This window comes from Dyella sp., from assembly GCF_036746095.1.
Lineage (GTDB): Bacteria > Pseudomonadota > Gammaproteobacteria > Xanthomonadales > Rhodanobacteraceae > Dyella_B.
The window spans coordinates 53,375-67,377 of record NZ_DAIOEU010000013.1 but is presented as its reverse complement, the minus strand read 5'-3'; the positions used below and the strand labels follow the sequence as shown (position 1 = coordinate 67,377).

The window sequence follows — 14,003 nt, the reverse complement described above, 5'->3', positions numbered from 1 at the left end:
GGCGGACAACCCTGATGGTCTTCACCTTGCCCATAGTCGAAGTGGCGCGGCGGCGGCGCGCTGGCTCGCACTGGGTGAACTGGCATCACTCAGCAACGCGGTAAAACGAAGCCCGGCCGAGGTGGTACGCCAACGTGCATTCCCCTGGAATAAGTGTGCCAACAGCGGCAATTCGCTATCGGTGGTGACGCGGGTACCGAGTTTGTCTGCTACGCCCTGCCGGGCCTTCGCCTGCAGAAGGCCATATGCCACCTGCGACTCCTCCCGCATGCTGTCCATGCGCAACGCGACCCATGGGGCGCCGTGGCGTCGCCCCATGCGCAAGGTGAGATGGACGCCGATGCAGGCGGGCGAGGCGCTGAAGTTCGCGGCCGCTGAACAGGCCATGCGATAGAGGGCAACCTGAGACGCCTTGCTCAGAAAACGCAGCCGGTGCCCCGGCGTATCGCAGGAATAGGCGATGCCCGCTTCGCGCAACGCTCTTCCAAGCGTTTCCTCCATCGCTGCCCCCAGCCCGCGTTCGCGCCACGCGCTGGGGTAGATGCTTTCGGCCAGGAGGTAGACCTCTTGCTGGACGTTCCAGAAATCCTGGCTGTAGTCCTCGCGCAGCGCCTCCGGTATGAAGCGCTGCATGACGCGGGTGTAATCCAGGCGCATGATTCCCACGACCCACTCCAGCGCCTGGGAGGTTTGCTGCAACCGATCCTCGCTCAATACCAGGCTATGCTTGGCCACTTGCTGCGTCTGGAAGGTTTCGTGTTGGGACTTCTCAAGCATCTGTGTTTGCGTGGAAAGTCGGGCGCCAAACAGATAGAGAAAGGTGATGAGGGAGGCGAGCAAGGCTTGGATCTGTTGCATGTCGGGGGCTGGCCGCCACCACTCTACGATTAAACAGATGCTGATCAGGCAAAGCGTTCCGCCAAAGACACAGACTCGCCATCCGTGCTTGAGCGTCAACCCCAGCGCCGGCAAAAAGAGCATCAGCATCACGAAAGCTTTGAGGGTTCCGTCGGCGACGCGATACAGCGCCGCCAGTACCCCTACCAACATGACGGCCATGACAACATCGCGCGTCGCCGGGTTTGTGGCGACCGCTCGCCATGAAAAGAGTGAACGTAATGCTTCACGTGGATGAATCCAGGCGATGACCACCCATGGCGTCACCATAAGCAAGACCAGATAGAGGTCAATAAAGATCGAAAAGGCAGCTCCCGATGGCATGCGATACGGACCACTTCGTAAATGGATCGTGGAGATGATCGCAAAGCTTGCCGTCGCCCACAGCACCGACAATAGGAGCGTGCAATACAGAAGCTTTCTGACATCGACCAAATCGCGGGAAGGAAAAAGCCCGGCACGCGTGCGAAACCACCACACGACAGGCATGGCTAGCGCAATGGGCGGCATCGACGAAAGCACTGCCGCAGTCAAACCCCAGTCATCGATATATCCAAGATAGCGATAGGCAAGCGGCACCACCTCGCCCACCACCAACGCAGGCCAATAGCGATAAGGCACCAACAAAAGGCAAGCGATGCGTAACCCCGCCGCAAACGGCCAAGGCGCATTCGATAGCGTTCCCACAACCACCAGATAAGCCAGCGCATAACCTAACGCCACCCCAAGGTGCGCCAACCAGCGATGAGCCTGCCATTTTTTTTCCACCAGCGTACTGAGCATCGTTATCCTTGCCTGCGATGAAGCCATGCCACGTGCAACGCTCCTTCAGCATGGGGTTCCAATCATGCGATGGGGTCGGCGACAGCCGGCGACTGTGCCAATCCTTCAAGCCTAAGACGATTGAGACGTATCGCTCTGTCAGTAAAGGTTGACGCTGTTTGCAGGGCATGGACGGATAGTTTTTTCGCCAGCCAGCATGCAGCATGCATGTCACTTCCGCTTGGCCGCTGCATGCGCATCTACCACCCGGCCGTGAGGCCCGGTGCGCTGCGACTCAAAAAGCAAGCATTGCTACTTCACTCTTCAGTTGTTGATATATGGAAGTCGCGCGCTGACCAAGCGGAACTCATGTTTCACCATCGACAGGGCAAGGACAGGGGTGATCTGCCTGATTCCAAATCACATTGATCGGTTGGTTACCGGCGACGATCCGGGCCGTGTATGCATCGAGCCGGTACAAGACCGATAGGAAGATCGAGACAGTCTCTCGCCGAACGTGGTTGAGGCAAGTTGATGGCAGGGCTTCATGAAGCCGTCGCGCGCTTCTAGATGAGCTTAGCCATCGCGCATGAGGGTATTGATGGAAGTGCCACAGGTCGCTCAGCCTGAATCAGGCCATTGATCAGGGGTTGGCTACGCCCTGACCTAGCACCTTGCCGTTGACGTTCAAGCCATACAACGATTCCGGCGTGTCGTGATACGCCTTGCGCGTCCCCGCAACCGAACCTTTGAAGCGCGGATCCTGCGGACGCTCATGCGCATTCATGAAATACGCCACGTCCCACGCATCCTGGTCAGTGAGCATATTGCCGCGACCCAACGGCATATTGGCCTTGATAAAGCCGGAGGCGTTGTCGAGCCGTTCCATGCCGGCGCCCCAATTGAAGGATTGCGCACCCCATAGCGGAGGGAAGATCGTGCGGTCGGCAACGCGCTGGCCTTGGCCGTTGTCGCCGTGGCACAGCGCGCAATCGCGCTTAAACACTGCTTCGCCGCGAGCGTAATCAGGCGTTTGTGCCGGCTTGGGTAATTTCAGGTAGCCGTGTCCCGGCGGTGCGACACCGATCGGTTCGTTTTTCGACATCCAGTAGGCATACGCTTCCAGTGCCACCAGCACGTCATCACCTAGCGGCGGCGCCTTGCCGTTCATGCTGTACTGGAAGCAGCCCTGCAGGCGTTCGGCAAATGTGTTGACGTGATGATTCTTGGCGCGATACGCGGGATACATGGGGTAGGCACCCCACATCGGTGCACTGTGTGCAAGACGGCCAGCATCGAGATGGCAGTTTTCGCAATTCAGTTGATTGCCGACATAGGTTTTGGCGTAGCGGCTGGTGTCGGTAAAGACCTGCCTGCCCAGTGCGATCTGCTTGCCGAATTCGTCATTGGGTATCGACGATTCCGCCGGCGGTTCGAAAGAGCCAACTGGCTTTGGCGCTGGGGCTATGGCGGTTGGCGCATGTGATTCTGAGGATGCCGCTGGCGGCTCAGGCTGATGGCACGCCGCAAGTGCAAGCGATACCGTTATCACCATCCATTGCCAGCACCTCATGGCTGCGACTCCTTCGTCAACGTCGCGGGCTGCACGGCGTACCACGCGCTGATCGCGGCGATATCGGCCTCACTCAACTTACCGGCAACGGTCTGCATCAATTGCAACGGATCGTTGCGCCGGGCTCCTTGCTGCCAGGCATGCAACTGATTACTGAGATAAAGCGCGGATTGCCCGGCCAGCGGCGGAAAATGATCGCCAACACCCATGCCGCCCGGACCATGGCATTGCTCGCAAGCGGGCATGCCTTTTGACCAGCGTCCGCGCGTCGCGAGCGTTTGCGCGAGTTGTGCATTGCCGTTCGAAGCTGCCGCCGGCAACGTCGTCGACGGTACCGGCAATTTGGCGTAGTAAGCGGCAACGGCATCGCGCTCTACATTCGTCAAACCGCTTGCCACTGGCTGCATGGTGGCATTGACGCGCGAGCCGTTGGCGAAATCGTTCAACTGCTTGCGCAAGTACGCCTGCGGCAATCCCGCCAGACGCGGGAAGCCGGCTGCCGCCTGTCCGCCACCATCCGCAGCATGGCAAGCCATGCATGGCGCCACGCCGTGGCCGTTGCCTTGCCTGGCCAGCGTGGCGCCATCCGGCGCATCCGCGCGCGCGGCATTCGCCATCAGCGCGCCGCACACAAACAACGCGATGCGCAGCGCACTCATGGCTGCGCCGGCTGGAAGCCATACTTGCGATAGATCGCCTGTGCTTCGGCGGAAGCCATGAAGGCGAGGAAATCCTTGGCAGCCTGTTCGTGCGGCGCATCGTTCATGCGTGCCGCGGTGTACGTGGCCGTGACGTTCTGCGCCGCCGGTATCGCAACCGTTTCCACCGGATGATGCAGCACCTGCTGCTGGAAATACGCTTCGGTCGACCACACCGGCGCCGCATCCGATTCGCCCTGCAGAATGCGCAGCGGCGATTCGCGATGATGGATGCGCGTGAGATACGTGCTGCCGTCCTTCACTTTGTGGTCCATGATGGCGCGGTCCAGCGCATCGCCACCGGCCTTGCGATAGCTGGCTTCGATCTGCCTGGCGATACCTTCCCACTGCGGATTGGGCATGCTGACGCGTATGTCGGCTCGGCCAAGATCCTGCAAGCCTTCGATGTGCTTGGGATTGCCCTTCGCCACCATGATGGCCAGCGGATTGCGTGCGTAGTCGATCGTATCGGCAAACCAGCCGTGCTGCTTTTGCAGTTCGCCGATCGAACCTTTGCCGCTGGTGAAAATGTCCGGCTTCAACGCAATACGCAGATTGCCCATCACCAGCGAGCCGGTTTCGATCTGCTTGGCCAGGATGCCTGGCGGCAAGGTTTCCACGAACACGCGCCGATACCGTGGATAGCGTTGCTTGAACGCTTCCACCAGATCGTGCACCACCATGAATTGATTGCCGGCGAAGAACACCGTCAACTGCGGATCGGCAAGGTCGCCATGCAGATCGGCAATGGCATCGAACGGCGGCACCGAGAACGACACGCCGCCTGCCGGCGCCGGATTCCACGGTGGCAGATAGTTCGACTGGGCGGCGCATGCAACACCGCAGGCAACCGCCAGCAATGCCGCCAGCGACAGTTTTCCATAACGCAATGACATGAGTCTGGCGCTCCGGCTTAAAGCGGCATCAGGACATAGCCCTGCTGTTCCAGCTCGGTAATCGTGGTCAGCGCGGACAAGCTGATCGTCACGTCCTTGCCGGCCCACTCATTCGGATAGTGATGCTCGGCCATCGCCTGGCCGCATACCGCCACATCCACGCCCGCCTTGTGCAATTGCGCGATCACGGGAAGGTTGGGGTTGGCCACGCCGAACTGCGCCTTGTAGTGCTCATCGTCGAGCACGACCGGGGTGGCCGGACCGTAGGCCACGGCCACGAATTTCAGATGATCCAGCGGCACGCCGGCGGAGGCGTAAAGGTTCACGGTACGCGCCACGCGCTCCAGTGCGGGGTTGACCTCACCGGGCTTCTCGCTGCCCTTGGTCAGCGAAAACACCACTTTGTACGTGTTCGCCGGATTGGGCTGATACGCCGCCTTGGGCAAGGAATGGTAATTGCCGGCCGCGGTGATCACTTGTGGTGCTGCGCCCTGGGCCGCTACTGCGGTGCAAGCGAGCAGGCCGATGCTGCAAAACAGCGAAATCGAAGGCTTCATGTTCTCGTCCCGTCGTGAAGTCAGCGCGAAGGCTACGCCGGCCGGCGCCATCAGGCCACTTCATGTTGCCTATATGACAGATAAGGCCGATTTATTCGCTCGATGCATCCTGTACCATGCGCGCATGAGCGAGCAGCCCACCACCCATTTCGGCTTCCGCGACGTGCCGGTCGCCGAAAAACAGAAACTGGTCGGCCAGGTATTTACCTCGGTCGCCCGCAATTACGACCTGATGAACGACCTGATGTCGTTCGGCATCCACCGCGTGTGGAAACGCTACTTCGTCAGCATCAGCGGCATTCGCCCGGGCGATCGCGTACTGGATCTGGCCGGAGGTACCGGCGATATCGCGGCGCTGGTCAAACCGGTCGTGGGCGACAAGGGCGACGTGGTGGTAGGCGACATCAACGCAGCCATGCTCAGCGTCGGCCGCGATCGCATGACGGATCGGGGGATGGTGTCCGGCCTGCGCTGGACGCAGTTGAACGCCGAGGCGCTGCCCTTTCCGGACAACAGCTTCGACGCGGTGACCATGGCCTTCGGCCTGCGTAACGTCACCGACAAGGACAAGGCGCTGGCCGATATCTGCCGCGTGCTCAAACCCGGCGGCCGCGCCTTGGTGCTGGAATTTTCCAAGGTGCGCAACGAGCTTTTCAGCAAGCTGTACGACTTCCATTCCTTCCAGGTGCTGCCGCGGTTGGGCCAGTTGTTCGCGCGTGATGCAGGCAGCTACCAGTACCTGGCCGAGTCGATCCGCAAGCATCCGGATCAAGACATGCTGAAGGGCATGATGGAGAACGCGGGCTTCGAGCGCGTGGAAGTGCGCAATCTCAGCAATGGCATCGTGGCGATCCATCGCGGCTACAAGTTCTGATTGAACCGCGCGCCATGGCCATCATTCCCGCTCTCGCGGGAATGATGCCTATGTGGGGCCGGGATTTCATCCCAGCCTACGCATCAGGCGACGCGCAGATCTTCCAGCAGTACGCCCTGCTGCAGCGTCTCCTGCTCGTGGTCGGCATCCCGCCAGGTTTCCAGTAACCCGGCCTCGTACCAGCGACGCATCGAAGACAAGGCCAGCATGCGTTGCACGTAAGCCTTGCACGCATCATCAACGGCAAGGTTATAGCTCTGGATGCGGAAGACCACCGGCGCATAGAACGCATCGACGGCGGTGAAGGCGTGGCCGGCCAGAAAGGGACCACCGAAGCGCTGCAAGCCTTCGTTCCATAGCTCCTGCAAGCGTGCAACGTCACGTGCGAGGCCAGGCGGCATGTCATGCAAGCGCATGCGAATGCCGCAATTCATCGGGCAGCGCGAACGCAGTTCCTGGAAACCGGCATGCATCTCCGCCGCCGCACTGCGCGCCCATGCCCTGGCGCGCGCATCAGCCGGCCACACGCGCGGATGGCTTTCCGCCACGTATTCGACGATGGATAGCGACTCCCACACCACCGTATCGCCATCATGCAGGCACGGCACTTTGCCGGTAGGAGAAAAATTGCGAAAGGCGTCCCAGCTCGCCGAGGTGCCGCCGTGGAATGGCGTAAGTTTTTCCTCGAACGGAATACTCAGCTCCGTCAGCAGCACCCACGGCCGCAGCGACCAGGAGGAGTAATTCTTGTTGGCGATGTAGAGCGTGTACATCCAGCTTTCTCCCAAGGCGAGTCGATCAAGCGATGATCCATGCGGCATGCATGGCGATTCAACATTCCTTGGCGGCGGCCGGTTCCACCGGCATGGCCGGCGCTGGCGCGCGCCGCTTGGCATTGGCCAGCGCAACGCCGCCCACGGTAATCGCGCCACCGAACAGGGTCAGCCAGCCCGGCTGCTCACCCAGCCACACCCAGCCAATCAGCACGGCAATCGGCGGTGAGAAATAAATAAAGCTGGTGACCTGCGACGCCGGCGCACGCTTCAATGCCGCGTTCCAGGTGAGATATCCGACGAAGGTCGGCGCAATGCCCAGCCATATCAGCGCAGCGATGTGCGACCAGGGCGCCAGCGTCAAGGCATGCGGCAAACCGAGGCCGAACGGTACGGCGCCCAAGGTGCCGGCGAGAAAGCCGAATGTCGTCACACCAATCATGTCGTTGCGCGCGAACAACGGCTTCTGCCCAACGAAGAACACGGCGGAGGCGAGCACGCTGATCAACACCAGCGCCGCCATCGGCTGGAAGCGCACTTGCTCGCCGCTGGTGAGCACCACCAGCACCACGCCGAGCAAGGCCACGCCGAGACCCAGCGCGCTGCGCGGCGTGATGCGCTCGCCGATCCACAACGCCGACAGTGCAGCGGTTACCGCCGGCACCAGGGAAATCAGGATCGATGCCGTGCCGCTGGCGATACGCGTTTCCGCATAGTTGAGGCACAGGTGATAAGCCGTGAGGCCGAACACACCCAGCACTGCGAGCTGCAGCCAATCGCTGCGCCGGGGCAGCGCGGCGCGGCGTGCCCGCAGCAAGACCACGAAGCACAGCGAGCCGATGGCCAGACGCGCCAGCGCCACCTCGCCAGGGGTGAAGGAGGCCAGCGCATACGCGATCGCCGCGTACGCGGACGACCAGGTAACCAGTGCAATGGCAATGTAGATGAGCGCACGCCCGTCGAGGCGCTCGTGACTGTTCATGGGTCGATCCACATGGAGAACCGGGATGAGATAAATCCTAGCCTTAGGCTGGCGAGTGAGGAATAATGCATCCGAAGTCCATCCCCATGTTTCGCCATCGATCGAAATAGCAACCCGTGGCCGTGACCTACGAATCGAAACCCGATTGGGACGCCAAGGATTGGCAGTTGCTCGAAGCCCTGCAACAGGATGCCCGCACGGGCTACGCCGAGCTGGGCCGCAAGGTGCGGCTGTCCGCGCCGGCGGTGGCCGAGCGCATCAAGCGCATGGAAGAAGCCGGCATCATCGCCGGGTACCGCGCCGTGGTCGAACCCAAGCGCATGGGTTTCGGCATCGAAGCGATGGTGCGCGTGCGTTGCGACGGCGGCACCTGCGCGCGCATGGGCAAGCTCGTCACCGACATCCCGGAAGTGCTCGATTGCCGCCGCCTCGCCGGCGAAGATTCGGCGCTGCTGCGCGTGGTGGCGATGTCGATCAATCACCTGGAATCCGTGCTCGATCGCTTGTTGAAAATTCACTCGAGTGTCAGCACCACCACCTTGATCGTGCTGCAGACACCGCATGCGAACCGCGCCATCACACGCGGCATGTGGGATGCGGCGCGTTCGCTTTCTGAAGACCGAGTTCGCTGATCGCAGCGACGCGCAGGCTGGGATGATGATTCCAGCCATCCGACAACTTCCGAATGCCGGAATTTCATTCCCGCCCACATGCCAAGGACAACCATGCGCACGATGTATCCCGAGATCGAACCGTATCGCACGCATCGCATCGCGGTGGATAGCCGGCATACACTCTACGTCGAAGAATGCGGCAACCCGGAAGGCTTGCCGGTAGTCTTCCTGCATGGCGGCCCGGGTGCCGGGCTGGCGCCGTATCACCGCCGCTTTTTCGATCCGCAACGCTATCGCATCGTGCTGTTCGACCAGCGCGGCGCGGGGCGTTCCACGCCGTTTGCCGATCTCACCGACAACACCACCTGGCACCTGGTGTCGGATATCGAAGCCATTCGCGAGCAGATGGCTATCGAGCGATGGGTGGTGTTCGGCGGCTCGTGGGGCTCCACGCTGGCACTTGCCTATGCGCAGACGCATCCCGAACGCGTGCTGGGCCTGGTCTTGCGCGGTATTTTCCTGTGCCGCCCGGAAGAGGTCCGCTGGTACTACGAAGAAGGTGGCGCATCGTGGATCCTTCCCGAAAAATGGCAGCGCTACGCCGCAGCCATACCGGAAGAAGAACGCAGCCACATGCTGGAAGCGTATTGGAAGCGGCTCACCAGCGACGACGAAAACGTAAGGCTTCGAGCCGCCAAAACCTGGGGTGCGTGGGAAGGCGCCGGCATCACGCTCGAAGAAAGTCCGGAAACCGAGGCAAGCTTTGCCGCGCCGGAAGTGGCGCTCAGCCTCGCACGCATCGAGGCTTACTATTTCCGCCAACATGCGTTCCTTGAACCCGGACAGTTGCTGCGCGAGGTGGAGAAGCTGCGCCATATTCCCACCACCATCGTGCACGGCCGCTACGACATCATCTGTCCGGTCAAGAACGCGTTCGATCTGGCGGCGGGCTGGCCGGAGGCGGATTTCCACGTTGTGCTCGCCGGGCACGCGGCGTCGGAACCGGCGATTGTCGATGTGCTGGTGCACGCGACGGATCGGCTGGCTGACCGCTATGTTTGAATCGGTTAAGGCAACACTGATCACGTATCGCCATCGTCATGATGCCTGGAAGGCTCGCAGGGTATGTCGCGTGGCGCGGCGCAGCCTGCGGGCCTTCCAGACATCACCCCATCACTTTGAATTCAACCTGTTGGGGCCAGCCCTGTCTGTCCGCATGCCGCAGGTCCCCGTCTCGACGATGCGCCAGTCTGCCTTCGCCGACGGCCCTGTGGCCTGCGAACAGACAGGGCTGGTGACGACGGCGATACGTGATCAGTGTTGCCTTAAGCCGCCCTCGCCGTGATCGGCAGGCCAAGCTGGTGCCGATGGATGATGCCCCATTCGGGATAGTCGGCACCGTGCAGTCGAATGTCCTTGAATCCAACCTCGCCGAGTTGCCGAACCAAATCGCTGTACGAATAGATTCGCAGCTCCAGAGTAGAGCCGTCGCCACCATGGAAACAAAGATTGTTGAATCTCTGCTCCCTGCCATCTTCTGTGACGTTCACAAGAACGCGATGGGAACCGTCTCCCTCGATTCGGTAATCGTGAAGCTCCGGATAATGCTCGATCGTTTTCTCGTGAAAACCATACGGCACGGTGAGCACGAGGAGACCTCCGGGCTTCAATAGCGCGCGCAGATTGCTCAGTGCGCGCCCAGTCGGACCATCCACATGCTCCAGGACATCGGAGCTGACGATAAAATCGAATTGACCAAGGTAATGCTGAGCCGGTGCGCGGATATCCAACATGGGCCTGGTGTGGAAGAAACTGTTGAGGTAGTTGAACTTTTGCCGTAAGACATGGGCATATACACCCGAATCGCTCATGCCTATCCCCCTGAGGCTTTTTCGCCTGGGGATTTGCGCAAGGACGCGAACCTGACCATCGCCATCCAATTCAGATTGCAGGGCTGCCACGGTCGCGCGGAAACGCAGCGTTGATCCGCAAGCGGCGCAACTGCGCATTTCACGCTCGGACAAAACCTCAATGGGAGCTATAAGACGGAAACCGCAGATATTGCAGACCGGCCTTTCCATTGTCGGGGTCTTTATAGGCAAGGCATGATGGCGAATGCCTCGAACCAAGTGTCGAATGCGGTGAAATATGTACATGTTGGCTCCCTTCATAGCACATTGATTCTATTGGCCTGACGAGGCAATCATCAGCAAAAGGCAGGCCGCGCGCGCGCCTCCGATCTTCCGCCATGCGCCAGAATAGAATCTCGGTGGCATACTCGCCGCTCCCGATTTCCCATGGAAGCCGCACGATGTCCCCGCTTCGTACCCTGGCTCTTGGCGCGCTGGTCTTGCCGATGGCCGCCTATGCCAACGATCCCTACTCCTATGCCCAACCGGACGAGGTGCGTGTCAGTCATCTCGACCTGAAGCTCAAGATCGATTTTCCGCAGCGCAAGCTCGATGGCCAGGCCACGCTGACGCTGGATTGGAAGGATCCCCAGGCGGCTTCGCTGGTGCTGGATACGCGCGATTTGAGCATCGCGAGCGTCGAATCGGTGGACGCAAGCGGCAAAACTGCCACGTTGAAATACGCGCTGGCGCCGCGCGACAAACAGCTTGGCAGCAAGCTCACCATCCAGGCGCCGCAGCATCCGCATGAAGTGCGCATTGTCTACACCACCTCGCCGAACGCGAGCGGCCTGCAATGGCTGCCGCCCGCGCAGACGGCAGACAAGAAGCTGCCTTTCATGTTCTCGCAATCCGAATCCATCCATGCGCGCTCCTGGGTGCCGCTACAGGATTCGCCGGCCATTCGCTTTACCTACGAGGCGCAAGTCACCGCGCCGAAGGACATGCGCGTGGCAATGAGCGCGCCGAATGATCCGCAGCATCCGTTGAATGGCGATTTCAGCTTCAAGCAGACGCATCCGATTCCTTCTTATTTGCTGGCCATTGCGGCCGGCGACCTGGCAGTGAAAGAAACCGGCCCACGCTCGGCGGTCTATGCGGAGCCTTCCGTGGTCGGCAAGGCCGCGCATGAATTCGAAGATACCGAAAAGATGATCGCCACCGCCGAGCAGTTGTACGGCCCGTATCGCTGGGGCCGCTACGACCTGCTGGTGCTGCCGCCGAGCTTTCCCTACGGCGGCATGGAAAATCCCAACATGACCTTCGCCACTCCGACCGTGCTGGTGGGCGACAAGAGCCTGGTCTCGCTGGTCGCGCATGAGCTGGCGCACTCCTGGTCGGGCAACCTGGTGACCGCGGCATCGTGGCGCGACATCTGGCTCAACGAAGGCGTCACCACGTACGTGCAGGGCCGCATTACCGAAGCGCTGTACGGCAAGCGCCAGGCCACGGAAGAAGACCTGCTCAGCATTCACGGCCTACAACGCGAACTGCGCAAGATGCCGGAGAATGCGCAACGCCTTGCACCCAAGCCCGGCAACATCGATGCGGACGACACGCTTTCCGACGTGGCGTACAGCAAAGGCTCGTGGTTCTTGCGCACGCTCGAGCAACGCTTTGGCCGCGAAGCCTTCGACAATTATCTCAAAGGCTATTTCGACCACTTTGCCTTCCAGAGCATCACCACCGAACAGATGCTCGATTATTTGAAGCCGAACCTGATCGACAAATACCCGGGCAAGATGAGCTGGGATGAAGTGAAGGCATGGGTATACGACGCCGGCATACCCAAGAACGCGCCGATCCCCGATTCGCTGCGCTTCGATAACCTCGATAAGGAGCGCACCGCGTTCCTCGCTGGCACGCTGCGCGCCGGCAAACTCGATGCCAAGGACTGGAACACGCAGGAATGGATGTACTTCCTGGACGGCCTGCCGGACACGCCGCCGCTGGCCAAGATGCAGGAACTCGATTCAGCCTGGCATCTCACTGGTACACCGAACGCCGAAATCGGCATGCGCTGGTACGTGCACGCGATTGCTGCCGGCGACAAAGCCGCCTGGCCGGCTGCAGCGGAACACATGACGCGCATCGGCCGCCTGTATCTCACCATGCCGGTATATCGCGCCTTGAGCAAAACGCCGGATGGACTGGCCTTTGCCGAGCAGGTGTATGCGAAAGCCAAGAACGGCTATCACCCGCTGACGCAGCAGGCGGTGGAGGCGCTGTTTGCGAAGGCTGGAAAACACTAGTGCTCGCCGCAAACTTGCCGTGAACGGCAGGGGCGGGATGAAGCAGCCTCACGATCAATCCCGACATCGCGGCAAGCTCGGACAACCCCACAACCTTCCCCTGCCATGCAGGGGAGGAAGCAATCTCTCTCGCATGGCCTGGATACGCGCCTTATGAACATCAACAGCACCCGCCCCCTCTGGCAACGCCTGCTGATCCGCCGCCTGAAATTCATCGGCATCATCGCCGCGCTCATCATCGTGGTGGGCGGCGGCAGCTATCTGTTTGCACCGCAATGGCTGGTGAAAGCCAACTTCTATCGGCAAGCGATGGCGGCGCAGCTGGAAAAGAAAGCCGTCCAAGCCGGCGACACCCGCTGGGTGTACTACGAAGGTGGCCAGGGCCCCACCATCGTGCTGCTGCACGGCTTTGCGGCGAGCAAGGAAGTGTGGCTGCCGGTGGCGCCATTGCTTACCGCGCATTTCCACGTGGTGATCCCTGATCTTCCTGGCTGGGGCGAGTCCTCGCGCAATGCCGGCGCCAGTTACAACATCGACAACCAGGCCGAGCGCCTGAACGATTTCATCCAGACGCTCCACCTGCAACACGCGCTGATCGTGGGCCATTCGATGGGCGGTGCGATTGCCGGCGTGTATGCCGCCGAGCATCCGCAAGATGTCGCGGAGCTGGCGCTGGTCGATTCATTCGGCCTGAAGTTCAAGGAAAACGAATTCGCCAAGGAAGCGATGAGCGGCAAGAACATCTTCGACTATAACGATCGCGCCGGTTTCCTGCGCGCGAATGCGTGGGCATTCGAACGCGTGCCGCACATCCCTGGTCGCTTCATCGACGTGTTCGTGCAGGAAAACATCAAGAACCGCGCCTTCATCGACAACACCTTCAACGAATTGCGCGAGAACTCGCAGGTGCTGTCCCTGCAGACGCGGCTCGACAAGCTCACCATGCCGGTGCTCGGCATGTGGTGCCATGACGACAAGATCATCGACATTTCCGCACTGGAGAGCCTGCGTACCGGCCTCACGCATGCGCCGTCGATCAGCACCAGCATCTTGAACGGTTGCAATCATATGCCGCAGATGGAAAAGCCGCAGGCGTTCGCGCAAGTGTTGACGAATTTCATGCTCGCGCACTGAGAACGCATGGCCACCATGCAGACCTTCGACAGTGCCCGTCATTGCGGCATGGTGCCGTGCCGCGTGGTAGCGATGGCGACG

Annotated in this window: 13 protein-coding genes and 1 pseudogene; 6 read left to right on the top strand and 8 right to left on the bottom strand. The window is 60.8% G+C overall.

From position 1 onward, the window contains the following. Positions 1-21: 21 nt before the first annotated feature. Positions 22-1,707 carry a hypothetical protein gene (locus V7M64_RS08330; protein ID WP_333678497.1) on the bottom strand — a complete coding sequence of 562 codons (1,686 nt, stop codon included), beginning with the start codon at positions 1,705-1,707 and terminating at the stop codon, positions 22-24. Positions 1,708-1,990: 283 nt separating this feature from the next. Here V7M64_RS08330 and V7M64_RS08325 point away from each other — a divergent pair. Continuing rightward, positions 1,991-2,210, top strand: a pseudogene (locus tag V7M64_RS08325) (hypothetical protein). 92 nt (positions 2,211-2,302) lie between these two features. Here V7M64_RS08325 and V7M64_RS08320 read toward each other — a convergent pair. From V7M64_RS08320 to V7M64_RS08305, 4 genes are read right to left on the bottom strand one after another with little or no spacing between them, the layout of a single operon-like run. Next, positions 2,303-3,232 (bottom strand): c-type cytochrome, encoded by a 930-nt coding sequence (locus tag V7M64_RS08320; protein WP_333678495.1) that lies wholly within the window; start codon positions 3,230-3,232, stop codon positions 2,303-2,305. Continuing rightward, positions 3,229-3,891, bottom strand: coding sequence for a c-type cytochrome (locus V7M64_RS08315; protein WP_333678494.1), 663 nt, complete (start codon positions 3,889-3,891; stop codon positions 3,229-3,231). Before V7M64_RS08315 ends, V7M64_RS08320 begins: the two co-directional genes overlap by 4 nt. After that, on the bottom strand, positions 3,888-4,826 hold the full coding sequence (locus V7M64_RS08310; protein ID WP_333678493.1) for a substrate-binding domain-containing protein: 939 nt from the start codon (positions 4,824-4,826) through the stop codon (positions 3,888-3,890). The genes V7M64_RS08315 and V7M64_RS08310 overlap by 4 nt, the downstream gene beginning before the upstream one ends. Before the next feature lie 17 nt (positions 4,827-4,843). Next, on the bottom strand, positions 4,844-5,383 hold the full coding sequence (locus V7M64_RS08305; RefSeq protein ID WP_333678490.1) for a DsrE family protein: 540 nt from the start codon (positions 5,381-5,383) through the stop codon (positions 4,844-4,846). 124 nt (positions 5,384-5,507) lie between these two features. On the opposite strand from V7M64_RS08305, the gene ubiE reads away from it, so the two are divergent. After that, entirely contained in the window at positions 5,508-6,257 is a 750-nt protein-coding gene (gene ubiE / locus V7M64_RS08300) for a bifunctional demethylmenaquinone methyltransferase/2-methoxy-6-polyprenyl-1,4-benzoquinol methylase UbiE (RefSeq protein WP_333678489.1), read from the top strand. Positions 6,258-6,340: 83 nt separating this feature from the next. On the opposite strand, the gene V7M64_RS08295 is transcribed toward ubiE, so the two are convergent. After that, positions 6,341-7,030 (bottom strand): glutathione S-transferase family protein, encoded by a 690-nt coding sequence (locus V7M64_RS08295; protein WP_333678488.1) that lies wholly within the window; start codon positions 7,028-7,030, stop codon positions 6,341-6,343. Positions 7,031-7,088: 58 nt separating this feature from the next. Further along, positions 7,089-8,012: a DMT family transporter gene (locus V7M64_RS08290; protein WP_333678487.1), complete on the bottom strand. Its 924-nt coding sequence runs from the start codon at positions 8,010-8,012 to the stop codon at positions 7,089-7,091. Between the two features lie 122 nt (positions 8,013-8,134). Between V7M64_RS08290 and V7M64_RS08285 the strand changes: the two genes are divergently transcribed. Together V7M64_RS08285 and pip are read left to right on the top strand one after the other, a co-directional pair. Continuing rightward, on the top strand, positions 8,135-8,644 hold the full coding sequence (locus V7M64_RS08285; protein WP_333678485.1) for an Lrp/AsnC family transcriptional regulator: 510 nt from the start codon (positions 8,135-8,137) through the stop codon (positions 8,642-8,644). A gap of 93 nt (positions 8,645-8,737) precedes the next feature. Then, positions 8,738-9,688 carry a prolyl aminopeptidase gene (gene pip, locus V7M64_RS08280; protein WP_333678484.1) on the top strand — a complete coding sequence of 317 codons (951 nt, stop codon included), beginning with the start codon at positions 8,738-8,740 and terminating at the stop codon, positions 9,686-9,688. 263 nt (positions 9,689-9,951) lie between these two features. Here pip and V7M64_RS08275 read toward each other — a convergent pair whose 3' ends face one another. After that, positions 9,952-10,782, bottom strand: coding sequence for a class I SAM-dependent methyltransferase (locus V7M64_RS08275; protein ID WP_333678483.1), 831 nt, complete (start codon positions 10,780-10,782; stop codon positions 9,952-9,954). A gap of 155 nt (positions 10,783-10,937) precedes the next feature. On the opposite strand from V7M64_RS08275, the gene V7M64_RS08270 reads away from it, so the two are divergent. Both V7M64_RS08270 and V7M64_RS08265 read left to right on the top strand, forming a co-directional pair. Further along, positions 10,938-12,788 carry a M1 family metallopeptidase gene (locus V7M64_RS08270; protein ID WP_333678482.1) on the top strand — a complete coding sequence of 617 codons (1,851 nt, stop codon included), beginning with the start codon at positions 10,938-10,940 and terminating at the stop codon, positions 12,786-12,788. A 153-nt stretch (positions 12,789-12,941) separates the two neighbouring features. Then, positions 12,942-13,922: an alpha/beta fold hydrolase gene (locus V7M64_RS08265; RefSeq protein WP_333678481.1), complete on the top strand. Its 981-nt coding sequence runs from the start codon at positions 12,942-12,944 to the stop codon at positions 13,920-13,922. Positions 13,923-14,003: the final 81 nt, after the last annotated feature.